At 44.8% G+C, this 22,979-nt stretch carries 27 protein-coding genes; 12 read left to right on the plus strand and 15 right to left on the minus strand.

The genetic code is table 11. The features are described 5' to 3' along the window. Positions 1-40: 40 nt before the first annotated feature. A complete protein-coding gene (ppa, locus tag QF117_RS07360) occupies positions 41-568 on the minus strand; it encodes an inorganic diphosphatase (RefSeq protein ID WP_282388399.1) in 528 nt (175 codons plus the stop codon). Positions 569-811: 243 nt separating this feature from the next. Further along, positions 812-1,822: a class 1 fructose-bisphosphatase gene (gene fbp, locus QF117_RS07365; protein ID WP_282388400.1), complete on the minus strand. Its 1,011-nt coding sequence runs from the start codon at positions 1,820-1,822 to the stop codon at positions 812-814. 240 nt (positions 1,823-2,062) lie between these two features. On the opposite strand from fbp, the gene mpl reads away from it, so the two are divergent. The 5 genes from mpl (at position 2,063) to thiQ (ending at position 7,759) form a co-directional block, all read left to right on the plus strand. Next, positions 2,063-3,442 carry a UDP-N-acetylmuramate:L-alanyl-gamma-D-glutamyl-meso-diaminopimelate ligase gene (mpl, locus tag QF117_RS07370; RefSeq protein ID WP_282388401.1) on the plus strand — a complete coding sequence of 460 codons (1,380 nt, stop codon included), beginning with the start codon at positions 2,063-2,065 and terminating at the stop codon, positions 3,440-3,442. Positions 3,443-3,456: 14 nt separating this feature from the next. Then, positions 3,457-4,077, plus strand: coding sequence for a flavin prenyltransferase UbiX (locus QF117_RS07375; RefSeq protein ID WP_282388402.1), 621 nt, complete (start codon positions 3,457-3,459; stop codon positions 4,075-4,077). Positions 4,078-4,427: 350 nt separating this feature from the next. Then, positions 4,428-5,432 carry a thiamine ABC transporter substrate binding subunit gene (gene thiB / locus QF117_RS07380; protein WP_282388403.1) on the plus strand — a complete coding sequence of 335 codons (1,005 nt, stop codon included), beginning with the start codon at positions 4,428-4,430 and terminating at the stop codon, positions 5,430-5,432. A 32-nt stretch (positions 5,433-5,464) separates the two neighbouring features. Beyond that, positions 5,465-7,042, plus strand: coding sequence for a thiamine/thiamine pyrophosphate ABC transporter permease ThiP (thiP, locus tag QF117_RS07385; RefSeq protein WP_282388404.1), 1,578 nt, complete (start codon positions 5,465-5,467; stop codon positions 7,040-7,042). Between the two features lie 12 nt (positions 7,043-7,054). Continuing rightward, positions 7,055-7,759 (plus strand): thiamine ABC transporter ATP-binding protein, encoded by a 705-nt coding sequence (thiQ, locus tag QF117_RS07390; RefSeq protein WP_282388405.1) that lies wholly within the window; start codon positions 7,055-7,057, stop codon positions 7,757-7,759. A 180-nt stretch (positions 7,760-7,939) separates the two neighbouring features. On the opposite strand, the gene yjgA is transcribed toward thiQ, so the two are convergent. Beyond that, entirely contained in the window at positions 7,940-8,470 is a 531-nt protein-coding gene (gene yjgA, locus QF117_RS07395) for a ribosome biogenesis factor YjgA (protein WP_282388406.1), read from the minus strand. A gap of 126 nt (positions 8,471-8,596) precedes the next feature. Between yjgA and pmbA the strand changes: the two genes are divergently transcribed. Continuing rightward, positions 8,597-9,940: a metalloprotease PmbA gene (gene pmbA / locus QF117_RS07400; RefSeq protein WP_282388407.1), complete on the plus strand. Its 1,344-nt coding sequence runs from the start codon at positions 8,597-8,599 to the stop codon at positions 9,938-9,940. A gap of 214 nt (positions 9,941-10,154) precedes the next feature. Here pmbA and mgtE read toward each other — a convergent pair whose 3' ends face one another. The 12 genes from mgtE to QF117_RS07460 form a co-directional block, all read right to left on the minus strand. After that, positions 10,155-11,510, minus strand: a complete 1,356-nt coding sequence (mgtE, locus tag QF117_RS07405; protein ID WP_017036143.1) for a magnesium transporter — start codon at positions 11,508-11,510, stop codon at positions 10,155-10,157. A 132-nt stretch (positions 11,511-11,642) separates the two neighbouring features. Further along, a complete protein-coding gene (locus QF117_RS07410; protein WP_282388408.1) occupies positions 11,643-11,921 on the minus strand; it encodes an HPr family phosphocarrier protein in 279 nt (92 codons plus the stop codon). 47 nt (positions 11,922-11,968) lie between these two features. Next, positions 11,969-12,829 (minus strand): RNase adapter RapZ, encoded by an 861-nt coding sequence (gene rapZ, locus QF117_RS07415; protein ID WP_282388409.1) that lies wholly within the window; start codon positions 12,827-12,829, stop codon positions 11,969-11,971. Positions 12,830-12,837: 8 nt separating this feature from the next. Next, complete coding sequence (gene ptsN / locus QF117_RS07420) at positions 12,838-13,284, minus strand: PTS IIA-like nitrogen regulatory protein PtsN (protein ID WP_026026530.1); 447 nt, start codon at positions 13,282-13,284, stop codon at positions 12,838-12,840. 2 nt (positions 13,285-13,286) lie between these two features. Next, positions 13,287-13,574: a ribosome hibernation promoting factor gene (gene hpf / locus QF117_RS07425; protein WP_017036139.1), complete on the minus strand. Its 288-nt coding sequence runs from the start codon at positions 13,572-13,574 to the stop codon at positions 13,287-13,289. Between the two features lie 25 nt (positions 13,575-13,599). Then, positions 13,600-15,060 (minus strand): RNA polymerase factor sigma-54, encoded by a 1,461-nt coding sequence (locus tag QF117_RS07430; RefSeq protein ID WP_282388410.1) that lies wholly within the window; start codon positions 15,058-15,060, stop codon positions 13,600-13,602. Positions 15,061-15,111: 51 nt separating this feature from the next. After that, on the minus strand, positions 15,112-15,837 hold the full coding sequence (gene lptB / locus QF117_RS07435; protein WP_017036137.1) for an LPS export ABC transporter ATP-binding protein: 726 nt from the start codon (positions 15,835-15,837) through the stop codon (positions 15,112-15,114). A 2-nt stretch (positions 15,838-15,839) separates the two neighbouring features. Continuing rightward, positions 15,840-16,334, minus strand: coding sequence for a lipopolysaccharide transport periplasmic protein LptA (lptA, locus tag QF117_RS07440; protein WP_017036136.1), 495 nt, complete (start codon positions 16,332-16,334; stop codon positions 15,840-15,842). Beyond that, complete coding sequence (lptC, locus tag QF117_RS07445) at positions 16,315-16,878, minus strand: LPS export ABC transporter periplasmic protein LptC (protein ID WP_282388411.1); 564 nt, start codon at positions 16,876-16,878, stop codon at positions 16,315-16,317. Before lptC ends, lptA begins: the two co-directional genes overlap by 20 nt. Further along, positions 16,875-17,432, minus strand: a complete 558-nt coding sequence (gene kdsC, locus QF117_RS07450; protein ID WP_282388412.1) for a 3-deoxy-manno-octulosonate-8-phosphatase KdsC — start codon at positions 17,430-17,432, stop codon at positions 16,875-16,877. Before kdsC ends, lptC begins: the two co-directional genes overlap by 4 nt. Beyond that, positions 17,432-18,403 carry a KpsF/GutQ family sugar-phosphate isomerase gene (locus tag QF117_RS07455; protein ID WP_282388413.1) on the minus strand — a complete coding sequence of 324 codons (972 nt, stop codon included), beginning with the start codon at positions 18,401-18,403 and terminating at the stop codon, positions 17,432-17,434. Before QF117_RS07455 ends, kdsC begins: the two co-directional genes overlap by 1 nt. Positions 18,404-18,423: 20 nt before the next feature. Beyond that, entirely contained in the window at positions 18,424-19,389 is a 966-nt protein-coding gene (locus QF117_RS07460) for a calcium/sodium antiporter (protein WP_282388414.1), read from the minus strand. Between the two features lie 241 nt (positions 19,390-19,630). Between QF117_RS07460 and mlaF the strand changes: the two genes are divergently transcribed. Genes mlaF through ibaG form a run of 6 tightly spaced genes read left to right on the plus strand, consistent with a single transcriptional unit; the run spans position 19,631 to position 22,973 of the window. Continuing rightward, on the plus strand, positions 19,631-20,428 hold the full coding sequence (gene mlaF, locus QF117_RS07465; RefSeq protein WP_282388415.1) for a phospholipid ABC transporter ATP-binding protein MlaF: 798 nt from the start codon (positions 19,631-19,633) through the stop codon (positions 20,426-20,428). After that, the gene (gene mlaE, locus QF117_RS07470) at positions 20,425-21,216 is read left to right on the plus strand and encodes a lipid asymmetry maintenance ABC transporter permease subunit MlaE (RefSeq protein ID WP_282388416.1); all 792 of its coding nucleotides are present in this window, start codon (positions 20,425-20,427) and stop codon (positions 21,214-21,216) included. Before mlaF ends, mlaE begins: the two co-directional genes overlap by 4 nt. Positions 21,217-21,218: 2 nt before the next feature. Beyond that, positions 21,219-21,710, plus strand: coding sequence for an outer membrane lipid asymmetry maintenance protein MlaD (gene mlaD, locus QF117_RS07475; RefSeq protein ID WP_017036129.1), 492 nt, complete (start codon positions 21,219-21,221; stop codon positions 21,708-21,710). Positions 21,711-21,714: 4 nt separating this feature from the next. Then, positions 21,715-22,401 (plus strand): ABC transporter substrate-binding protein, encoded by a 687-nt coding sequence (locus tag QF117_RS07480; protein ID WP_282388417.1) that lies wholly within the window; start codon positions 21,715-21,717, stop codon positions 22,399-22,401. After that, positions 22,398-22,715, plus strand: a complete 318-nt coding sequence (locus QF117_RS07485) for a lipid asymmetry maintenance protein MlaB (RefSeq protein ID WP_282388418.1) — start codon at positions 22,398-22,400, stop codon at positions 22,713-22,715. Before QF117_RS07480 ends, QF117_RS07485 begins: the two co-directional genes overlap by 4 nt. Positions 22,716-22,718: 3 nt before the next feature. Then, positions 22,719-22,973: a BolA family iron metabolism protein IbaG gene (gene ibaG / locus QF117_RS07490; protein ID WP_017036126.1), complete on the plus strand. Its 255-nt coding sequence runs from the start codon at positions 22,719-22,721 to the stop codon at positions 22,971-22,973. Positions 22,974-22,979: the final 6 nt, after the last annotated feature.

Raw genomic sequence — 22,979 nt, forward strand, 5'->3', positions numbered from 1 at the left:
AGCTAAGCTTTATCACTCTTTTCATCACTACACATCGTGCTTATGTTTTAGCTCGTTTAAAAGACTGAACAATCTCTTCTTTTGCTGAATTGATATCTTCCCAGCCTTCCACTTTTACCCATTTACCACTTTCTAATTCTTTGTAACGCTCAAAAAAGTGCGTGATTTGTGCTTTTAGAAGCGCTGGTATGTCGTCGACATCTTGAATATTGTCGTATTCTTTTGATAGCTTTTGGTGCGGTACCGCAAAGACTTTCGCATCTTCCCCTGACTCATCGCTCATCTTCAATACAGCAACCGGTCGACAACGAATCACCGATCCAGGTATCAACGGAAAAGGCGTCGGGACCAGTACATCGACAGGATCACCATCTAAAGAAAGAGTGTGATTGATGTAGCCATAATTACATGGATAAAACATCGGGGCCGACATGAAGCGGTCGACGAAAACGGCGCCCGTGTCTTTATCTACTTCGTACTTGATAGGATCTGCATTCGCAGGAATTTCGATAACGACATAAATATCGTCAGGCAGAGATAGGCCTGCGGGGACATTTTTTAGACTCATTTCGAGCTCCTCTAAGGAATAATTAGTCAGCTATGTAAGTCTAGTTGGTAGATTTAGAATTGAAAAATATCATCACTTTAATCATTGGCGATGAATCTGTCGGGAGTGGAGTGTTGTTCAAGAAGGGCGAAGAGATCGGTGACACCTTGGCTGGTGGTTACTGAATTAAAGCAAAAAAAGCATGCAAGAAATAAAGTAAGGTAAGCGAACGTACTCATCGCTTACCTTTAATTTTATCGATGATCAGTCTTGGTTCTTTTCAATGAACTCTTCAACTTTTTCAACCATGCTTTTAGAGCCCGTAAAGAAAGGCACGCGTTGGTGTAATTCAGTGGGTTTTAGATCCAAGATGCGATTAACACCATCGGAAGCAGAACCCCCTGCCTGTTCAATGATAAATGCCATTGGGTTGCATTCGTACAACAAGCGCAGTTTACCGTTAGGGTGGCTTTGAGTGCTTGGGTAAAGGTAGATACCGCCTTTAAGCAGGTTACGGTGGAAGTCTGAAACCAGTGAACCAATGTATCGAGACGTATACGGGCGACCATCTTCCGGCACATTTTCTTGGCAGTATTTAATGTACTTTTTTACCCCTGTCGGGAAACGAATGTAGTTCCCTTCATTGATAGAGTAAATTTTACCATCGTCGGGCGTCATCATATCTGGATGAGAAAGACAGAAAGTGCCAATCGAAGGATCATAAGTAAAACCGTTCACGCCGTTGCCGGTGGTGTAAACCAGCATGGTCGATGAGCCGTAAACGACATAACCCGCGGCAACCTGCTTGTTCCCAGGCTGAAGGAAGTCTTCCTGTGTTGGAGGGGTACCAACGGGGGAAACGCGGCGATAAATTGAGAAAATCGTACCAACAGAAACGTTAACATCGATATTTGATGAACCATCCAGCGGGTCCATTAGCACAACATATTTCGCGTTTTTGTTCAGTTCTTTATTAAAAGCAACGGCTTCATCTTCTTCTTCACTGGCAACACCACAAACTTGATCGCGCGCTTCAAGTGCGGCTTTAAATTTGTCGTTCGCGTAAAGATCCAGCTTCTGTTGCTCTTCACCTTGAATGTTATCAGTACCGACAGCACCAGTAATATCGACTAAACCAGCTTTGTTGATTTCTCTGTTTACGATCTTTGCAGCAAGTCGAATCGAAGAGATAAGAGATGAAAGATCACCGCTAGCGTGGGGGAAGTCCGCTTGTTTTGAAACAATGAACTCGCCAAGGGTGCGCATTTCAGACATGTTATATCCTTAACAATTATGAGTATGGGGGCATAGCGATAACCATTGCCTCTTGTTGGGCTGTAGGTCATCACACTCATTGTAGTGTAAGCGTTAGATCTTATTTATGGTAATGAACTAACCGCTTGAGTTCTCAATTCATTTGTCGATTTCCAGCGATTTACATTCGCGCTTTCTTTTGATGTTGAAATGGCGATAATGAGAGTCTCAATCGAAAATCACTTCGTAAGGCAAAGTTGTATGCATATTCATATCTTGGGAATTTGTGGCACATTCATGGGAGGCGCAGCAGTATTGGCTCGTCAACTCGGGCATAAGGTCACAGGCTCAGATGCCAACGTGTATCCACCAATGAGTACCTTGCTTGAATCTCAAGGTATTGAAATAATTGAAGGTTTCGATCCTTCTCAGCTTAGCCCTCAACCTGACTTAGTCGTTATCGGTAATGCGATGAGCCGTGGGAACCCTTGTGTCGAGCATGTATTAAACAGCAATATTCGTTATACGTCTGGTCCACAATGGCTTCAAGAATTTCTGCTGCATGATCGCTGGGTCTTGGCTGTTTCGGGTACTCATGGGAAAACAACGACTTCCAGCATGCTCGCTTGGATTCTTGAATCCTGCGGCTATCAACCTGGCTTTTTGGTTGGTGGGGTTCTTGGAAACTTTGGGGTATCAGCAAGGCTAGGTGACAGCATGTTTTTCATTGTTGAAGCTGATGAATACGACAGTGCTTTTTTTGATAAGCGTTCTAAGTTCGTGCATTACCACCCTCGGACGCTGGTGATGAATAATTTAGAGTTCGATCATGCTGATATCTTCGATGATCTTGAAGCGATCAAGCGCCAATTTCATCATTTGATCAGAACGGTTCCCAGTAATGGGCGTATTTTCCATCCGCAGCAAAGCACAGACATTGATGATGTTCTAAAGCGTGGCTGTTGGAGTGAAACGGAGTCAATGGGCTCTCAGGGGGATTGGCGCGCGGAAAAAATCGTCAAAGATGGCTCGGTCTTTGATGTGTATTTCAAAAATCAGTGCGTTGGTCGTGTGGGCTGGGATCTGGTGGGTGATCATAATGTCGAAAACGCACTGATGGCGATTAGCGCAGCGAGACACGTTGGCGTCACTGCGGATTTAGCTTGTGACGCTTTAGGGAAGTTTATTAATACTAAGCGCCGATTAGAGTTAAAAGGTGTGGTGAATCAAGTGACGGTCTACGATGATTTTGCCCATCATCCAACCGCGATTGATCTCACCTTGGATGGCTTACGTAATAAAGTAGGTGATAAAAAAATCATCGCGGTGTTAGAACCCCGATCAGCAACGATGAAGCGAGGGGTTCATAAAGACACCCTGGCCTTATCACTCTCGAAAGCGGATTCCGTCTACCTCTATCAACCGGATAATATCGATTGGTCGCTTCAAGATGTGGCAAGCCGATGTGAGCAACCGGCGTATGTCAGCGATGATATCAATGAACTTGTTGCTAAAATTGCTTTAGAAGCTCAGCCTAGTGATCAAATACTCGTCATGAGTAATGGCGGATTTGAAGGCATACATGGCAAGTTGCTTGCGGCGTTAGAAGCGCCCGGTTCTTCTCTCAATAACCCTAAATAGTAAGTGATCGATAAATGAAAACAGCAACGAATAAAGCCATTACCTTAGCCTTTACTGGAGCATCGGGGGCTCCTTACGGAATTCGTTTATTAGAATGTTTGCTGGCCGCCGATTATACCGTGCATTTATTAATCTCATCTGCGGCTAGGGTGGTCTTAGCCACGGAGCATGATTTGAAATTACCCAGTGGGCCAGACGCTTGCAAAAAAGCATTGGTCGAGCATTTAGGGTGTGATGGAGACAAGCTGCTTGTCAGTGGCAAAGAAGATTGGTTTTCTCCCGTGGCATCGGGGTCGGCAGCACCAAAGCAGATGGTGGTTTGTCCTTGCTCGGCAGGAAGTGTCGCCGCGATAGCGCATGGTATGTCTGATAATCTCATTGAACGCGCTGCAGATGTGGTAATGAAAGAGCGTGGCCAGTTGTTACTTGTTGTTCGCGAGACGCCATTTTCTACGCTTCATTTAGAAAACATGCACAAGCTTTCTCAAATGGGCGTCACTATTATGCCAGCTGCACCGGGTTTTTATCATCAACCACAGTCGATTGACGATCTTGTGGATTTTATGGTCGCTAGAATTTTAGATCATTTAGGCATCGATCAAGGCCTTGTTCCTCGTTGGGGATACACGAAGTAACGGCGTGAAATGATTCACCGGGTTAATTGTTGAATTAACGTTAATCTTTATAGATATGTTTCTCAATACCACATACAATCGAAACCACTCATCGGGGAGCCAGATACCCACTAGGTATCAGCTGAGATCAAGCCAAGCTTGGGACCCGTACTATTGCTAATGCTTTAAGCAACAGTGATACCGAACCTGAACCAGATAATGCTGGCGTAGGAATTGAGTGTGGATTTTATTGCGGCATCATAGCGTTATATACAATAGCTCTCTACAGTAGCAGTGCTCTATATCATCGCTCTCTGTGCCTACATATCTCCACCCGATTATCTACGCTGCTCAACCAAGGAGAGAGAGCAGTGAAAACCCCTCTAAATCTATTTACCTTAGCGGCCATAACGTCTTTATCAGTGGCCCCTCTATCGCTTCATGCCGCCGACACTTTGACCGTATACACCTACGATTCATTTGCCGCAGATTGGGGCCCAGGTCCCGTTGTTGAAAAAGCCTTTGAAGCTCAATGTGGGTGTGACTTGAAATTAGTGGCACTTGATGACGGTGTGTCTATTTTGAATCGCCTTCGCTTAGAAGGAAAAAATAGCAAAGCGGATATCGTTTTAGGTCTAGATAACAATCTGATGGCAGAGGCGAAAAAAACAGGGCTGTTGACCACTCATGGTGTTGATACTTCTTCTGTAACGCTTCCAAACGGTTGGAATGACGATACCTTTGTCCCTTACGATTACGGCTACTTTGCTTTTGTGTATAACAAAGAAGCGCTGACTAACCCACCAAAAAGCTTAAAAGAATTGGTTGAACAACGGGATGATCTGACCGTTATCTATCAAGATCCTCGCACCTCAACACCAGGCCAAGGTTTACTGCTTTGGATGAAGTCGGTGTATGGTGATCAAAGCACTGAGGCATGGCAACAATTGGCGAAGAAAACCGTGACGGTTACTAAGGGTTGGTCTGAAGCCTATTCCATGTTCTTAAAAGGAGAGTCTGATTTAGTGCTTTCTTACACGACATCGCCTGCTTATCACCTCATCGCTGAAAATGATGACAAATACGCAGCGGCTAATTTTTCTGAAGGGCATTACACACAGGTAGAAGTAGCGGCAAAAGTGAACGGTTCAACCAATCAAAAATTGGCGGATGAATTCATGGCTTTTATTTTGAGTGATGAGTTTCAGTCAGCGATGCCAACGGGTAACTGGATGTACCCTGTAACGGGGATTGAACTTCCGACAGGCTATGAAACGTTAACCGTCCCTGAAAAAGCATTAAGCTTCAGTTCTGATGACGTTGCGACAGAGCGTAAAACATGGATCAGAGAATGGCAGAATGCATTAACCATGTAACCAATGTCGATGATGTTGGTTGAGAATCTATTTTGAACGCTATTCCTAAAATAGGGTTTTGGGTCGCGATTGCTATCGCGACCTTTGTTGTTTCTGCGTTAGCAGCGCTGTTGTTTGAAGCGCCTTCACTGGACATGCGTCAAATATGGAGTGATCCGTATTATCGACATGTCACCAAGTTCAGCTTCTATCAGGCATTGCTTTCAAGTGTATTGAGTGTTGGTTTTGCTATTCCAGTGGCTCATGCTTTATCGCGTCGCCATTTCAAAGGCAAAGAGCTCTTACTTAAATTGTTTGCAACAACATTAGTTCTGCCCGTATTAGTGGGTGTGTTTGGTTTGCTCGCCATCTATGGCAATAGTGGGTTGATATCTGTTTGGCTACATAAATTCGACACTTCGATGCCATTTTCAATTTATGGGTTAAATGGGATCTTGCTCGCGCATGTTTTTTTCAATCTTCCCTATGCGAGCCGATTACTTCTGCAAGCATTGGAAACCGTGCCCGCCGAGCAACATAAACTTTGCGCCCACCTAGGAATGAGCCACTGGACAAAATTTAAATGGGTAGAATGGCCGAGGCTGAAGCAACAATTACCCCATGTGTTTGGCTTAGTGTTTATGCTCTGTTTCACCAGTTTTGCGACCGTAATGGCATTGGGTGGCGGGCCAAAGTCTACAACCATTGAATTGGCGATTTATCAAGCCATCAAGTTTGATTTCGATTTGCAGGCCGGTGCTTTATTGGCGATTTGGCAAATGCTGCTCTGTGGTCTTATCGCACTCAGTATTCAGCGTCTATCAGCTCCGTTGTCGGTCAGCACTGGCGCAATGCAAAAGCGCCTTTATTTGGTTAATGACTCCTGGGTATCGAGAGGGTGGGATAGCGTTTGGATCATCGGTGCTCTATTGCTTGTATTACCCCCATTATTCATGGTCTTTATTAGTGGGATAAACAGCCAGCTTCCACACGTGTTAACCGATGTTCGTTTTTGGTCTGCCCTATGGTCTTCACTGAAAGTAGCGAGTTTAGCCAGTATTATTGCTGTCACCGTGGGTATTGCCATACTTGTGACCAGCCGAGCCCTTCGTTTACAAAGTAAATCGCGACAAGCGGATCAAATCGAACTTATGGGAACCATTATTTTGGTGACACCCGGTTTAGTGGTGAGTACTGGCTTGTTTCTTTTATTGCGTAATATCACCGATGTATTCAGTGTGGCAGGGGCAGTTGTTATTGCGGTGAATGCATTGATGGCGCTGCCGTACGTGATAAAAACACTGGCTCAACCTATGTTGCATATTGCTCAACAGTATCAGTATGTTTGCGCGAGTTTGGGGATGAAGGGGTGGCAGCGCTTTAGAGTTATTGAGTTTCGAGCCCTCCGCAAACCGTTTGCTCACGCTTTTGCCATCAGCTTTATGTTTTCGATGGGGGATTTAAGTGCCATCGCTCTTTTTGGTAGCCAAGAGTTTAGAACACTGCCCCTGTATCTGTTTCAGCTACTAGGAAGTTATCAAATGGATGCGGCTGCGGTGGTATCGGTGACATTATTATTATTAAGTATCAGCTGCTTTGCTGTGATAGAAACACTGTTTAAAGCCAAGTAAGAGTATCGATAAATGCTAAGTTTAAAAAAGATTGATTACCGCTACCAACAAGAATCCTTTCGCTTTGATTTAGAGGTTGAAGAAGGCTCAATCACGGCTTTAATGGGGCCGAGTGGGGCAGGGAAATCAACCTTGTTGAGTTTGGTGGCTGGCTTTATCGATCCCGTATCGGGCGCTATTGAAGTGTCCGGTCAGTCTGTCATCGGCAAAGACCCTTACCAACGCCCTTTTTCAATGTTATTTCAAGAGCATAATCTCTTTGCTCACTTGAGCGTACGAGAGAATATAGGGTTGGGGCTCCACCCTGGGCTAACGTTAACCGATGAACAAAAGCTGAAAGTTATTCATGCCGCAGAGCAAGTGGGTGTCGATAGCTTATTGGATAGGCTCCCTGAGCATTTGTCTGGCGGTCAGCGGCAACGTGTCGCTTTGGCAAGGTGCTTTGTGCAAGCTCATCCTATTTGGCTTTTAGATGAACCATTTTCGGCGCTAGACCCTGTGTTGCGAGAAGAGATGTTGACGCTCGTTAAGCGTTTAGCCACGGAGAGAAACATTACCGTATTGATGGTGACCCATCACGTTAATGATGCTAAAGCGATGGCCAGCCACTTTGCCTTTATTGCAAACTTTCAGGTAGAAAGTACCGGCCGAATCGATCAATTAACCGCGTTTCATTCAAACGAGCAACTGGCTGAATTTGTGAAAGCCGCACAATAGTACATCGTATTGACCGTGATTTTTCGGTCAGTAAAGACTCTGTTGGGTAATGAAAATTGGGCAACAAAAAAGGTTGATGAAAGTCATCAACCTTTTTTGTCTAAACTACGCTATTGAAACAAGCTATTGAAAACAGGCTATCAAAAGCCAGTGATCAAAACCACAGCCTAAATAGGTGCGCTAGTCTTGCGACTTTTCATGCTGCTCTTTTAGCACCTGAAATACTTCACGGAAAGCCTTTGCTGGCTTGCCTGCTTTTTTCTCTTTATTCGCTTGACGAGCGAGTTGGCGTAAACGCTGGCGATCTGCTTCTGGATATAAATCCATTACATCAGCAATGGCGCTATCACCTTCTTCAATCACTCGGTCTCGCAGTTTTTCAATTTTATGTAGCTCTGCAGTCGCTTGTGAGTGTTTATTACGGATTTTATCTAACCCTGCTTGCAGAGGTTCCGTATCGATATTACGCATAATTTTGCCAATGTATTGTAGCTGGCGACGCTTTGCTTCATTTTTGAATCGCTGTGCATCTTTAATCGCATCAGCAAGGTCTTCGCTCATTGGGATCTTCTTCAACATGGTTGGTGTCAGAGCGACAAGCTCTTCACCTAGCTTTTGTAGTATGTCCATGTCGTGTTTCATTTCGGTTTTACTGACCCAAATGATCTCTTCTTCTGGTTCCCAAGGCGCTTTCTGATTTTTACGTGCCATCTTTTCTGCCTATATCACTGTCTTAAACTAATATTAGGCCTATTTTAACAACAATCGTGGGGAGATTGCGAAATTCTTGTTATCCTAAGCAATATAATTCACAAATGACTCAGATTAGAATTAGATATGGATGTAAAACAGCAAGTCGCTCAACAACGTGTTGATTTAGAAGCCGCGGTCGCGAAAGCCTTAGAGATGGCTTCAGTCAGCTCAGACGCAGCAGAAGTAGCCATTACTAAATCCACAGGTCTTAGTGTTTCGACACGAATGTGTGAAGTAGAGAATGTTGAATTTAATAGTGATGGTGCGTTAGGGATTACCGTATATCGAAATCAGCAAAAGGGCAGTGCGTCCACCTCTGATCTGAGTGATAAAGCGATAGCTCAAACCGTCGCAGCCGCGTTAGATATTGCTCAGTATACTTCAACCGACCCGTATGCTGGCCCTGCACCAGAAGAGTTTATGGTCAAGGATATCCCTGATCTCGACCTGTTCCATCCGGATACGCCTGATCCCGACTATGCGGCACAAGTGGCGATTGCGACAGAACAGAAAGCCCTCTCTTACAGCGATAAAATAAAGCAAAGTGATGGGGCAAGTTACGATAGCCATTATGGCGTGAAAGTCTATGGTAATAGCCACGGTTTGCTTGCGAGTTATGCCTCTAGCCGTCACAGCATCAGTTGTAGTGTGATTGGTGAAGGGAAAAACGGTGAAATGGAACGCGATTATAGCTATACCGTTGCCCGTCACCGTGATGACCTGTGGACGCCAGAAACTGTCGGTCAGCAGGCCGCTGAGAAGACAATCAGTCGCTTGGATGCCAGAAAACTGCCGACGGGCAGCTACCCAGTTATGTTTGCTTCGGATGTTGCTACGGGGCTTATTGGTCACTTGGTGATGGCGATAAGTGGCGGCAATTTATATCGCAAATCTTCTTTCTTATTGGATAAACTCGGAGAGCAAATTCTACCTGAGTGGTTCAATATCTCTGAGCGCCCGCATGTTTTACGCGGTTTAGCGTCCAGTCCTTTTGATAGTGAAGGCGTATTCACACAAGATCGTGAAATCATCACGGATGGTGTTCTCGCGACTTACCTGATCACCAGTTACGCTGCTCGTAAGATGAATCGACAAGTCACCGGTCACGCTGGTGGTATTCACAACTGGTATGTGAAATCAACCGGTCAGAACTTTGATCAAATGCTAAAAGAGCTTGGCACGGGGCTGCTGGTTACTGAAGTGATGGGGCAAGGGGTCAATATCGTCACTGGTGATTACTCTCGTGGCGCTGCGGGTTTTTGGGTCGAAAATGGAGAGGTTCAGTATCCAGTTTCTGAAATCACCATCGCGGGTGAGTTAAAAGACATGTTCTCTCGAATCGTTGCGGTTGGCAGTGATGTAGAAACGCGCTCTCAAATTCAAACGGGCTCTATCTTGTTAGATAATATGAAGATTGCTGGTGAGTAAGCTGTTGGTAGATGAAAGTTTGATGTCATCTGATGAAATAAAAATAACCAGAGTTTGATTGAGTCGCCAGAGCTTGAATCGATAACATTGAAAAAGGCTTAACATTATTTGTTAAGCCTTTTTTATTAAGTCTTTTTGTTGAGTTTTATTTAGCCGGTCTGGATCGAGCTAATAGGTACTTTTGATACGATCGACGCTGATTTGAACCACTCAGCTAGATAACGAGCGTTGCCAGTCCAAGGAAGACAAACAATCCAATCACGTCTGTGATAGTGGTCAGCATCATTCCCCCCGCCAATGCTGGGTCAATATCCATTTTTTTAAGTAGGATAGGGATACTCACACCGGCTACGCCTGCAACCAGTAAGTTGACCATCATGGCGGCAGACAGGATCCCACCAAGCACCCAGTCTCCTTTCCATGCGACAACGATCGCACCAATAATCAGAGCCCAAAGAATGCCATTTAAGAAGCCAATTGCCGCTTCTTTTAGTAACAACTCTCGCTTGTTAGAGTCGCCGATATGTCCAAGCGCTAAGCCGCGAATGACCAGAGCGACCGTTTGGTTACCGGCAACACCGCCCATCGAAGGAACGATGGTCATCAGTACCGCAATGGCTGCCATCTGCTCAAGGGTGGCTTCAAACATATTAGAAACAGACGCTGCGGTGAGCGCCGCGAGTACATTGACACCAAGCCATACGCTTCGTTTTCGCGCCGATTTCACCACGGGTGCAAAGGTATCCTCGTCATCGTCAAGACCGGCCATACTCATCATGGAGTGCTCGGCATCTTCACGAATGACATCAACCACATCATCGATGGTAATTCGGCCAACTAGGTGTTGATCTTTATCTACGACGGGCGCTGAAACCCAATTTCGTCGTTCAAATAAACTGGCGACATCGGTATCACTGGTGTCGACGGAAATCGCTTCATCAGCGTCATCCATCACATCAGTAATCGGTGTATCAGGTTGGGTTGTTAGTAGGGCGGTTAGTGAAAGATGGCCGATAAGTCGGCTTTGTTCATCAATGACATAGAGAGCATCGGTCGCCTCGGGTAACTCACCTTTCATGCGCAAATAGCGAAGAACAACATCAATATCCACATCCGCACGGATAGTGATGACGTCAGTATTCATGATCCCACCCGCGGTATCTTCGGGGTAAGACAGAGCGGTTTCTACACGTTGGCGATCAGCGATGTCCATTTGAGAAAGGACTTCGCGTGAGACATCATCAGGAAGGCTACGTAAGACATACGCTACATCATCTGTGTCCATCCCTTCGGTGGCTTCAGCAATGGTTTCTGGCGCCATTTTAGAGACGAGTTCATCTTTAACGTCTTCGCTTAGTTCATCGAGGATTTCACCATAGTCTTCGGGATCGGTTAATTGCCAAAGAACATTTCGGCCTTTGCGTGGCGAGGCTTCCAACAGGTGAGCGATATCCTCAGGTTCCATGTCCTGCAATTGGCGTCGGACATGAACAAAACGACCGTTTTCCAGTGCATCGGTCACTTCTTGGAGGGTTTGGTGAGCCTGGTCAAATTCAGTTTGCTCTGCCATTGATTCCCCCTAACTCTATATGCTTACAATATTTTGAATAGTAACTTAATTCTATACCTAAGCAACTACTTATGTGACTGAATATTGGATAATAATCGACAGACCAAAAACACCGAGAAGTAGCGATAAAAATCACTCATCTTCTTCAAATCGGTCTTCAATAAGATGACAAACCGCTTCTAAAGCGTTGATGGCATCGTCACCTTCAGCATTAATCGTCACGTATTGGCCTTGGGCGGACTCTAACATCAGTAGCCCCATGACACTGTCGGCCGTGGCTTCTGTACCCTCATGATTAACAATGGTAAGAATGGCATCAAAAGACTGAGCCAGTTCAACGAGCTTAACCGCCGCTCGCGCATGTAGCCCAAGACGGTTTTGAATTAAAACGGTACGGCTTTGTTGCTGCATGCTACTACCTTCCAAATAGTTATGTTGTTGAGGGCATTCTGGCTTGGCTACGAATGATGCTCTTCTAAAGAGGCGTGTCGAATTTGAACTTGTTTGCCTTGCTTTGAAAAATACTCGCCTAATTGCTGAGTCAGATAAACAGAGCGATGTTTGCCGCCAGTGCAACCGATAGCAATCGTTAAATAGCTACGGTTATTCTTTTCAAGCTTAGGTAGCCAGTTAGAGATGAAGGTTTGAATCTGTTCTTGTAACTGACCGACCTCATCATGACCTTCTAAAAATTCAATGATAGGCTTATCAAGTCCTGTCATTGGGCGAAGTTCTGGCTCCCAATGTGGGTTAGGGAGAAACCTCACGTCAAAAACATAGTCGGCATCATTCGGCAGGCCATATTTAAAGCCAAAGGATTGAAAGACCATGATGAGGTCTTTGCTCTCAGTGCCTTCTACTTTTACCCTGACCGTCTCGCTGAGTTCATGCAGCGATTGATTGCTGCTGTCGATGACTAAATCTGCGTGTTCTTTGAGTGGTGATAGGACTTTTTTCTCTAAAGAAATGGCTTGGGCGAGAGAGGGCTTTGAATCACTTAATGACAGTGGATGAATGCGGCGAGTTTCACTATAGCGTTTGAGGAGCGTTTCTTGGTTAGCATCTAAAAAGAGAACGCTGATGCTGTCGTTTTCTTTGAGTTTTGCAAGAAGGTCATCCACTAAATTCGGTTCTTTGGGCAGGTTCCGAATATCGATACTGACGGCAACGTTCTGTGTGCTGTCATTCACCGATTCCATGAATGCATCTAACAAGTTGACCGGAAGGTTATCCACACAGTAGTAACCAAGATCTTCCAGCACGCGTAAAGCGACACTTTTTCCGGCCCCAGAATGGCCACTTACAACAATTAGACGCATAGTAGAACTCAGTGATTGATCATGATGTTATACAATTCTTCGTCATTTTGCGCATTACGAAGCTGCTTTAAAACTTGTTTATCATTAAGGCGAGCAGCCATTGATGACAATGTTTTTAGGTGCTCTTTACACTGATCTTCAGGAACAAGTAATGCGAAGAGTAAGTCTACTGGTCGGTTATCGATCGCGTCGAACTCGATTGGTTGCTCACATTGCAGCAGTACTGCAACGGCATGATCGCTAGAGTTCATTCGTGCGTGAGGAATGGCGATACCATTGCCAATGCCGGTGCTGCCAACCTTTTCTCGGCTTAGCATACATTCAAATAACTCTGTAGAGTCTTGCCCTGTTTGGTTTGCAACGATCTCGCTGATCATTTCAAGGGCTCTTTTTTTACTGGTGCACTGGACGGCACTTTTCGTGCAGTCCAGTGACAATACTTCGCTTAATTGCATGATTAATGACTACTTAGCTTTTCTTTGTGTTTGTTCAGTTGTCTTACGAGTTTATCCACGAGTGCATCTATCGCTGCATACATATTTTCATCATTTGCAGTGGCGTGAATATCTCCCTGATTGATATGGAGGGTAGCTTCAGCGATCTGGCTTACTTTTTCAACCTTCAAAACCACATGAACGTTATTTATGTGGTCGAAAAATCGCTCAAGCTTTTGAAATTTGGTGTTTACATAGTCTTGCATTGAATCGGTAAGATCAACGTGATGGGCATTAATATTGATTTGCATAGACTTTCCTTTTCGATTTGTTGCCTTATAACAGGCGTTTGCGCTGACTCGACGGGGCAATCCCCAAAGATTCACGATACTTCGCTATCGTCCTTCTAGCTACCTGAATCCCTTGTTCGGCCAGTAGGGCTGCAATTTTACTATCGCTAAGTGGCTTGGCTGTATTTTCTGCAGCAACCAGCTTTTTGATAAGCGCACGTATTGCAGTTGAGGAGCATTCTCCTCCATTGTCTGTACTGACATGGCTAGAGAAGAAATATTTCAACTCGAAGATACCCCTCGGGGTATGCATAAATTTCTGTGTTGTGACTCGGGAGATGGTGGACTCATGCATTTCAACCGACAATGCTACATCGTTGAGTACCATAGGTTTCATCGCCTCTTCCCCATACTCGAAGAAATCGCGCTGATGTTCAACTATGCATTTAGCAACTTTGAGCAGCGTCTCGTTTCGACTTTCTAAGCTTTTGATTAACCATTTTGCTTCTTGAAGATTGCTTCTGATGTATTGGCTATCGGGGCTATTACCTTTTCCAAGGCTGGCGTATTGCTGGTTGACTTTAAGCTTTGGCACGCTATCTGGGTTAATGGTGACAACCCACTTACCGTGATCCTTAAAAACAGAGACATCTGGAATGACATATTCAGCGTGGTCTGGCGTAATTCGACTGCCTGGCCGTGGGTCAAGCTGTTGAATAAGAGATAATGCGCTACGTAAGTCGTCTTCTTTCAGCTTGGTGGCTTTGATGATCAGCTTATAATCACGATTGCCCAACTGATCGATATGGTCATTGAGGACCAGTTTAGCCTCTTCTAACCAGGGGGTTTCTTTTGGGAAGGTCGCCAATTGCAGCAATAAGCAGTCTTGTAGGTTGACGGAGCCTGCACCCAATGGGTCAAATTGCTGAATGCGTTTTCGAACCGCTTCAATTTCATCTAGCTCGATATCTTCGTTATCAAAGCTTTCTAAAATATCTTGGGTTGAAACCGTGAGGTAACCGTAATCATCAATCGCATCTATGATCGCCAAAGCGATGGTTCTATCGGTATCGCTGAATGGTGTTAAATCGAGCTGCCATAGCAGGTAGTCTTGAAGTGATTGAGTGGTTTCACCCTGATAGACCGGGGCATCATCATCAAATGCAATACCAGTACTGCCCGTATTTGCTGAGTAAACATCTTCCCATGTGGTGTCGATTTCAAGTTCATTACTGATCTCTGACTTTTCAATAAGCTCAGAGCTGTCTTTTTGATCCGGTTCTGTGACTTCGACTGTGGGCGCTTGTTCTGCCTGGGTGTTTTTTTCCTCATTAACGCTCGGCTCATCGTTAGATTCTTCCACGTCGAGTAAAGGGTTAGAATCAAGCGCTTCCTGAATTTCCTGTTGAAGATCGAGAGTAGACAATTGCAACAAGCGAATCGCTTGCTGTAATTGTGGTGTCATGGCTAACTGTTGACCTAGCTTGAGCTGTAATGAGGGTTTCATTCAGTATCGTTTACCTTGTTATTTTTATAATCCACTTCGCTCTCTATTTAATCATAGACGGAATTGTTCACCGAGATAAACTTGTTTTACTTGTTCATTATTGAGAACGTCCGCCGGAGTTCCTTCTGCGATGAGGTGCCCTTGGCTCACGATGTAAGCTTTTTCACAAACATCAAGGGTTTCGCGAACATTGTGATCGGTGATCAGCACGCCTAATCCACGATCTCGGAGGTGTTCAATGATCTTCTTTATATCGATGACGGAGATAGGGTCAACACCAGCAAAGGGCTCATCAAGCAAAATGAACTGAGGGTTAGCAGCCAAGGCTCGAGCAATTTCTACTCGACGTCTTTCACCACCAGACAGAGCCATACCTGCGCTCTTACGAATATGCTGTATGTGGAACTCTTCCAGTAAGTCTTCCAGTTTGTCCTGGCGCTCTTCATGGGTGATCTCTTCACGAGTCTGAAGAACCGCCATAATATTATCTTCTACTGATAGCTTGCGAAAAATGGAGGCTTCTTGTGGCAAGTAGCCGATACCCATTCGAGAGCGGCTGTGCATTGGCAAAATACTAATGTCTTTGCCATCAATGCTGATTTTGCCTTCATCCCGTGCGACTAAGCCGACGATCATGTAAAACGATGTGGTTTTTCCGGCACCATTGGGGCCAAGCAGGCCAACGATCTGTCCGGACTCAACTTGAAGACTCACGTCAGAAACCACTCGACGATTTTTATAGCTTTTGGCTAAGTTTTCCGCTTTTAGTATCGACATAATTACTCTTGGACAGTTTGAGGTTGAAGAACGGTTGAGACACGATCACCTTCTTTACCATCTGCCATTAGTTTTTGTTCGGTGATTTGGTAGCGAATCTTGGTACCACGGATGATACTGCCATCTTGGGAAAGCATCGCTCGTTCTATCATGGTTAAGCGATCATCGACAAGCTTGTAGTATAGCTCTTCAGCTTCACCGTAAAGTGTTTTGCCATCATCGGTTAGCTGTGAAAAAGTCGCGAGATCGCCGTAACCTTCGATTTCTTCAATCGTGCCATCGGTAGGGTTACGCAAAACGATGACTTTGTCGGCATTAATATTAATGCTGCCTTGTCTAAGTTTTACATCACCTAAGAAGGTGACTCGATTACTTTGCATATCAAGATTTTGGCTATCTGAATCAATGTAAACAGGTTGGTCTTTATCTGTCGAGAGCGCCAGAGCGCTACCTGATGCGACCAAACAAGCTATCAGGCTAAGGTGCGAGAGTTTCATATCTACCTTGAACATAGTTATAAAGAACAGCGTTATTGTCAGCAAAATTGCCTTTCATCGCTTGTCCTTCCGTTTCAAATTGTGGGCCTATAAGGACAACTTGGTTATCGGCCCAAAAATCACGATTGGTTAATTTGATGCTGAGCTCTGATGTGGTCATTGTATCGAAGCCGGATTCATCGAGCATGTTATTCGCAATCACGTTGTCATAAAGAGTGAGTATCTGATCGCTATCGAGTTTCGCTCTATCTGCGGTGATCTCCCACTCCTGAATGGTCCCATCTTTGTACACTTTAAGTACCGGTAGATCAAACCAAGTATCCCCATTTTCAGCGAAGTTCTCTAAATATACCGAGGTTATGATATAGCTACGAAGGCCTTGCTCGGTGTAAGAGGTATTCTCAATATTACGACCAGTAAACATCGGTAGCTCTTGATTGGGAGCGACTTGAATATCAAACTCTTGCTCTTTGTCATACAGATAATAGCCAGACCACGTAGCAACAAAAAACAGCAAGATATAAGCAATGCGGGCTAGACTCATATACTGAGCCCTTTATGGCAGTCGAGTTCATCACGCGCCTGAAGAATCAAGTCACACACTTCACGCACCGCGCCATAGCCACCCTTAATGGATGTCACATAGTTCGCCCGTTTTGCGAGTAGAGGGTGCCCATCTGCGACACAGACTTTTAAGCTTACTTTTTCCATGACTGGCCAATCAATTAAATCATCACCAATATAGCCTGTTTGCTGTGGGGCAATATTGAGTTTGTCACAAATGTCTTGATACGCTTTGACTTTATCGTCTTGACCTTGATAGATCAGTGAAATGCCCAGCGCTTTCATGCGATTCTCTACAATCTGAGATTGACGACCTGTAATGATGGCGACTTCTATACCTGCGTTCATCAGAGATTTAACCCCATAGCCATCACGAGTATGAAACGTTTTGAGTTCTTCGCCATTGTTACCCATGTAGATACGGCCATCAGAAAAGACACCATCAACGTCACAAATGAGAAGCTTGATCTCTTTTGCCAAGGCGAGAATCTCAGCGTCGACGTCGCCATACAGTGTTTCTACTAAGGTAGTCATTACATTACTCCCGCTTTTAGTAAGTCGTGCATATTCAATGCGCCAACCAGTTGACCATCATGACAAAGCATTAAGCCGTTAATACTCTTATCTTGCATCAGGTTGAGTCCTTCAGCGGCCAGCATATCAGGATGCGCCACGGTTGGATTCTTTGTCATCACTTCACCAATCGTCGAGCTGTGGATATCAATACGCTTGTCTAGAATACGCCTTAAATCCCCATCGGTAAATATTCCAACCAGTTGTTGCTTATGGTCAGTAACGGCGGTCATTCCCAAGCCTTTTTGGCTGATTTCTAATAATGCATCACGTATTAATGTTTCTGCTTTTACTGCCGGTAGAGCGTTACCTGAATGCATGATGTCGGAGAGTTTGAGCAGCAATTTACGGCCTAGCGCACCGCCAGGATGAGACAGGGCAAAATCTTCGGCGGTAAAACCACGAGCTTCCATTAGAGCGACGGCTAATGCATCACCCATCACCAATGTAGCGGTTGTGCTAGAGGTTGGAGCAAGTTCCAGTGGGCACGCTTCTTTTGGTACAGTGATTTGTAGATGGTAGTCCGCTAGCGTTGCCATGTTAGAACTTGGCTTGCCTGTCATGCTGATAATGCAAATATTACGGCGCTTTAACACTGGAAAGAGTGAGAGTATTTCAGAAGACTCGCCCGAGTTTGAAATGGCAAGCACAATGTCACCCGCTCCAATCATACCTAAATCGCCATGGGCGGCTTCGCCAGGGTGAACAAAGAAGGCAGAGGTACCCGTGCTAGCAAGTGAGGCAGCAATTTTATTACCAATATGGCCAGATTTTCCCATACCCATTACGGCGACTTTGCCTTTGTTACTTAATATTCGTTCACAAGCGCCGTTGAAGTCTTGATTAAAATACTGCTCGAGTTGTTCAAGCGCTTGAATTTCTGTCGTCAGAACTTGTTTAGCAACACGGTGATAGTCAAAAGTTGATGACATTGGGCGACTCCAATTCTGCGTTACGCAGTCATATTAATGACGAGGAAAGCTTGGTATGCAATGAAAAGAGTGAATAATACCCCTCCTTCAATGCGGTTAATACTGCGTGATTTACCTAATGCCATTACCACCAGTAGCAAAGAGACACCAAGCATGACCCAAAAGTCTCTTCCCATTGCATGCTCATTGATGATAGACGGGTTTAAAATACCGGGAATCCCCATGACTGCGAGGATGTTGAAGACATTTGAGCCGATAATGTTGCCAACGGCCATATCATCTTCGCCTTTTAAGACACCGGCTAACGAGGCAGCAAGTTCAGGCAGACTGGTGCCGACTGCAATGATGGTTAGGCCAATGACCAGGTCACTCATACCAAAGAATTTAGCGATAATGACGGCGTTTGAAACTAACACACTTGCTGCAACAGGAAGGATAATCAATCCCACCACGACCCATATTCCGGCCTTGACGTTGCTGACCCCTTCTGGGACTTCCGATTCTTGCTCATCAATGAGTGCGTCACCATTTTTCTTTTCGTTGCGGCTAATACGTAGCATCGCTAAGATGAAAAAAGCAAAGAGTACAAAAAGCAACACACCTTCGGCTCGGCCTAAGTGGTTGTTCCATAAAATAGCCCCAGCAACCAGAGTCACCCCTATCATCAGGGGAAGTTCGCGTCTTAATACTGCGGAGCTAATAGAGAGCGGTTTAATTAATGCGGTAATACCGAGGATCAACGCGATGTTAGCAATGTTGGACCCGAGAACGTTTCCGACAGCCGTATCAGTCTTGCCGTCTAAAGCCGCTGTGGCTGAAACCATCATTTCTGGCGCAGACGATCCCATTGCTAATATAGTCATACCAATAACGAGAGGGGAGATACCGACATTTCGTGCCAGTGCAGCGGCGCCAAAAACCAGTTTGTCCGCACTCCATACTAAAAATATCAGTCCGACAATGAGAAATGCTACCGCTTCCAGCATGATGATTCCTAAAAATATAAAGAAGTGAATTAACCGTTAATTTTGACGGTTTGATTCGTAAAAGGGAAGATTTAGATGAAATTAATTCGCAGTCAGTGTGTATTATCTTCTTATTACTACAATAAGTTTGGTGAATTTCGATTCAATACTGATTTCGATGCCAATTACTTTAATTTCATAAGCAATATGCTTATGATTCATCATCTAAAGGATGCACATTGATGGATGTTATAGAGTGCCTATGTCTTCAAACGATTTAATTACTATCAATCAATTGAATTTCTCTCGCTCAGGCCGAGTGATTTTTGATGATATAAGTTTATCTGTCCCTACAGGAAAAATTACCGCAATTATGGGGCCATCGGGCATCGGAAAAACAACCTTATTGCGTTTGATTGGTGGTCAATTGGCTCCTGATTCTGGTGAAATCTGGTTTGATGGCGAAAACATCCCTCAATTAAATCGCAGCCAGCTTTATCAAGCGCGGAAAAAGATGAGCATGTTGTTTCAATCCGGTGCTCTGTTCACTGATCTCAGTGTGTTTGATAATGTCGCCTTTCCTTTGCGAGAGCATACCGATTTAGATGAAGCGTTAATTCAAACCTTAGTACTGCTTAAGCTTGAGGCGGTGGGCCTGCGTGGTGCGGCTCAATTGATGCCGAGTGAGCTTTCTGGCGGAATGGCAAGACGTGCTGCTTTGGCGCGGGCCATTGCTCTGGACCCTGATCTGATTATGTACGATGAACCTTTTGTCGGCCAAGACCCCATTACCATGGGTGTTCTGGTTGAATTAATCCGAAACCTGAATCAAGCCTTAGGTGTGACTGCTGTTGTGGTGTCTCACGATGTCCCTGAAGTGATGAGTATTGCTGACTGGGTGTATTTGATTGCGGATGGGAAAGTTATAGCGCAAGGCTCGCCACAGGAATTAGAAGCAAACCCTGATCCTAAAGTAGTGCAGTTCCTACAGGGGATCGCAGATGGTCCGGTGCCATTTCGCTATCCTGCAGGTGATCTTAAACAGGAGCTATTCCAATGATGACGACGTTGAAGACGTTTATCAATGCTACGGGTCGGCGTGCTATTTCTGTGTGTGAGGCGTTTGGTCGTGCAAGTTTTATGCTCTTTGGCGCACTTGTATCTCGCCCTCAACCGCGCAAAAACTTTCCACTATTGGTTAAGCAACTCCACAGTGTCGGCGTCCAGTCTTTAGCGATCATTATCGTGTCAGGGCTGTTCATTGGTATGGTCTTGAGCTTGCAAGGCTATGTTGTCTTGGTGGATTACGGCGCTGAGGGCAGCTTGGGTCAAATGGTAGCATTATCGTTATTGCGTGAACTTGGTCCTGTGGTGACGGCCTTGTTGTTTGCCGGACGAGCAGGTTCTGCATTAACCGCGGAAATTGGTTTAATGAAAGCGACTGAGCAGCTCTCAAGCCTTGAGATGATGGCGGTTGATCCTTTAAAGCGTATTGTTGCTCCAAGGTTTTGGGCTGGGATCATCTCTATGCCGCTTCTAGCAATGATTTTTATTGCCGTGGGGATCTGGGGTGGCCAGATTGTTGGGGTAGATTGGAAGGGCATCGATCACGGAAGCTTTTGGTCGGCAATGCAATCGTCTGTCGAGCTGGGTAAAGATATCGGTAACAGCGTCATCAAATGTATGGTGTTTGCTTTCACTATTACTTGGATTGCTTTGTTTAATGGCTATGATTCAGTTCCTACTTCAGAAGGAATTAGCCAAGCCACGACACGCACTGTTGTGCATTCGTCTCTAGCCGTATTAGGGCTAGACTTTATACTGACCGCATTGATGTTTGGGAATTAATCATGCAACAAAATAAAAAAATGGAATTCTGGGTTGGCAGTTTTGTATTGGTTGGAATTTGCGCCATCTTGATAATGATCTTTCAAGTTGCTGACGTTAAAGGTCTAGGCTCAAACGATACTTACTCTCTAAATGCAGAGTTTGACAATATCGGCAGCCTAAAGGTCAGATCTCCAGTCAAAGTTGGTGGGGTTGTGATTGGACGAGTCACCAGCATTGGTTTAAACCCAAACAGCTTATTGCCAGTCGTGTCCATGGATATTAACAGTGATTATCAGCAGTTTTCGGAAACCTCAAGCTTACAAATATTGACCTCTGGCCTTATCGGTGAGCAATACATCAGTCTCGTGCCTGGCTTCGTTTTTGATGACGAAGAAATGTTAGTAGACGGGGATTATGTCGAAGACACCAAATCTGCATTGGTACTTGAGAATTTGATAGGCCAAGTACTCTACAGTCTCGGTGGCTCTGACGAAAATGAATCGGGGGAGTAGTTTGATGTTACAGTCTCAATTAAGACGGATTCATTCTTTGAAAGCATCCATTTTAACTATTGTGTGGGGGCTTATAGGCAGTCTTTTAGTCTCTTCCTCAGTGCAGGCTGAGGTACTGGATAAGACCCAGCCATATCAAATGATGAAGCGAGTGTCTGAACAGGCCTTTGAGCGACTAAAATTAGAACAAGACATTGTTCAGAAAAACCCAGAGCATCTCAAGGTGATCGTTGAAGAAGAGTTAATGCCTTATGTCAACGACCGATACGCAGCGCTCAAGTTACTTGGACAAAATGTGAAAGGCGCCAATCGCAGCGATGTTGGTGTATTCATGCAGGCGTTTCGTCAGTATATGGTGACCTCTTATGCACAAGTATTAACCCAATATACCGATCAGACGATAGAGTTAGGACCAGAGCCCTATCTTGAAGAGAATAAACGAATAACCTCCATTAAAGTTGATATTCTCGATCCACCAAGGCCAAATATTCATCTTGAGTTTAAGTTACGTAAAGATAAGAAAACAGGCGAGTGGCTAGCGTTTGATATTATTGCGGAAGGGATCAGTTTGCTCTCTAGTAAGCAGTCAGAGTGGAGTGGTAAAATTCGCCAGGAAGGCATTCTAGCGGTGGCTAAAGAATTAGAATCGCTGGCAGCTCAACCTATTCAATTCAAGAGCGTTCAGCAATGAGTCATCCTCAATGGCAACAATCAAGTTTTGATAGTGTGAGTTTACTTGGCATTATTGACAGAGACACGGTTCCGTCACTTTGGGATTATGCTCAACGTTGGAAAACGAGCGAAAAAGAGGTGCAACTTTCGCTGAAAAACGTCGAAAGAATCGATTCTGCGGGAATGGTGATGTTAATTCACTTAATAGAGCATGCAAAAAAACAAAACTGTCATATAATGCTCAGCTTCGTGCCAGAACAGCTGAGCACTTTGTTCAAGTTAAGCCATATAGAATCAGTCTTAACGGACCACATAAACATTAAGCAGAGGTGAATTGTGGATAACGCAAAAGTACAACAGATATTAGAGCAGGCTTTGAGCCTTCAAGAAGTGCACGTAAAAGGCGAAGGAAGCCATTACGAAGTCGTTGCTGTTGATGCTTGTTTTGATGGGATGAGTCGCGTTAAAAAACAACAATTGATTTATGCACCTCTGATGGAATTCATTCAAAGAAACGACATCCATGCAGTATCAATAAAAGCGTTCACGCCTGATGAATGGGCGCGCGATAAAAAACTGATGTCGTTGTAAGGTTAT

Source organism: Vibrio sp. YMD68 (assembly GCF_029958905.1).
GTDB lineage: Bacteria > Pseudomonadota > Gammaproteobacteria > Enterobacterales > Vibrionaceae > Vibrio.

What these genes read in the sequence shown, in the direction of transcription:
- QF117_RS07455 (WP_282388413.1), bottom strand. Translation starts at nt 18,403, where the DNA reads ATGTCATCAACTTTTGACTATCACCGTGTTGCTAAACAAGTTCTGACG.
- hpf (WP_017036139.1), bottom strand. Translation starts at nt 13,574, where the DNA reads ATGCAAATCAATATTAATGCCCATCACGTTGATCTTACCGATTCAATG.
- QF117_RS07480 (WP_282388417.1), top strand. Translation starts at nt 21,715, where the DNA reads ATGTTACAGTCTCAATTAAGACGGATTCATTCTTTGAAAGCATCCATT.
- mpl (WP_282388401.1), top strand. Translation starts at nt 2,063, where the DNA reads ATGCATATTCATATCTTGGGAATTTGTGGCACATTCATGGGAGGCGCA.
- ppa (WP_282388399.1), bottom strand. Translation starts at nt 568, where the DNA reads ATGAGTCTAAAAAATGTCCCCGCAGGCCTATCTCTGCCTGACGATATT.
- ptsN (WP_026026530.1), bottom strand. Translation starts at nt 13,284, where the DNA reads ATGCAATTAAGCGAAGTATTGTCACTGGACTGCACGAAAAGTGCCGTC.
- lptB (WP_017036137.1), bottom strand. Translation starts at nt 15,837, where the DNA reads ATGTCGATACTAAAAGCGGAAAACTTAGCCAAAAGCTATAAAAATCGT.
- mlaD (WP_017036129.1), top strand. Translation starts at nt 21,219, where the DNA reads ATGCAACAAAATAAAAAAATGGAATTCTGGGTTGGCAGTTTTGTATTG.
- kdsC (WP_282388412.1), bottom strand. Translation starts at nt 17,432, where the DNA reads ATGACTACCTTAGTAGAAACACTGTATGGCGACGTCGACGCTGAGATT.
- mlaF (WP_282388415.1), top strand. Translation starts at nt 19,631, where the DNA reads ATGTCTTCAAACGATTTAATTACTATCAATCAATTGAATTTCTCTCGC.
- mlaE (WP_282388416.1), top strand. Translation starts at nt 20,425, where the DNA reads ATGATGACGACGTTGAAGACGTTTATCAATGCTACGGGTCGGCGTGCT.
- thiQ (WP_282388405.1), top strand. Translation starts at nt 7,055, where the DNA reads ATGCTAAGTTTAAAAAAGATTGATTACCGCTACCAACAAGAATCCTTT.
- rapZ (WP_282388409.1), bottom strand. Translation starts at nt 12,829, where the DNA reads ATGCGTCTAATTGTTGTAAGTGGCCATTCTGGGGCCGGAAAAAGTGTC.
- QF117_RS07430 (WP_282388410.1), bottom strand. Translation starts at nt 15,060, where the DNA reads ATGAAACCCTCATTACAGCTCAAGCTAGGTCAACAGTTAGCCATGACA.
- pmbA (WP_282388407.1), top strand. Translation starts at nt 8,597, where the DNA reads ATGGATGTAAAACAGCAAGTCGCTCAACAACGTGTTGATTTAGAAGCC.
- QF117_RS07460 (WP_282388414.1), bottom strand. Translation starts at nt 19,389, where the DNA reads ATGCTGGAAGCGGTAGCATTTCTCATTGTCGGACTGATATTTTTAGTA.
- QF117_RS07485 (WP_282388418.1), top strand. Translation starts at nt 22,398, where the DNA reads ATGAGTCATCCTCAATGGCAACAATCAAGTTTTGATAGTGTGAGTTTA.
- QF117_RS07375 (WP_282388402.1), top strand. Translation starts at nt 3,457, where the DNA reads ATGAAAACAGCAACGAATAAAGCCATTACCTTAGCCTTTACTGGAGCA.
- yjgA (WP_282388406.1), bottom strand. Translation starts at nt 8,470, where the DNA reads ATGGCACGTAAAAATCAGAAAGCGCCTTGGGAACCAGAAGAAGAGATC.
- mgtE (WP_017036143.1), bottom strand. Translation starts at nt 11,510, where the DNA reads ATGGCAGAGCAAACTGAATTTGACCAGGCTCACCAAACCCTCCAAGAA.
- QF117_RS07410 (WP_282388408.1), bottom strand. Translation starts at nt 11,921, where the DNA reads ATGCAGCAACAAAGCCGTACCGTTTTAATTCAAAACCGTCTTGGGCTA.
- lptA (WP_017036136.1), bottom strand. Translation starts at nt 16,334, where the DNA reads ATGAAACTCTCGCACCTTAGCCTGATAGCTTGTTTGGTCGCATCAGGT.
- lptC (WP_282388411.1), bottom strand. Translation starts at nt 16,878, where the DNA reads ATGAGTCTAGCCCGCATTGCTTATATCTTGCTGTTTTTTGTTGCTACG.
- fbp (WP_282388400.1), bottom strand. Translation starts at nt 1,822, where the DNA reads ATGTCTGAAATGCGCACCCTTGGCGAGTTCATTGTTTCAAAACAAGCG.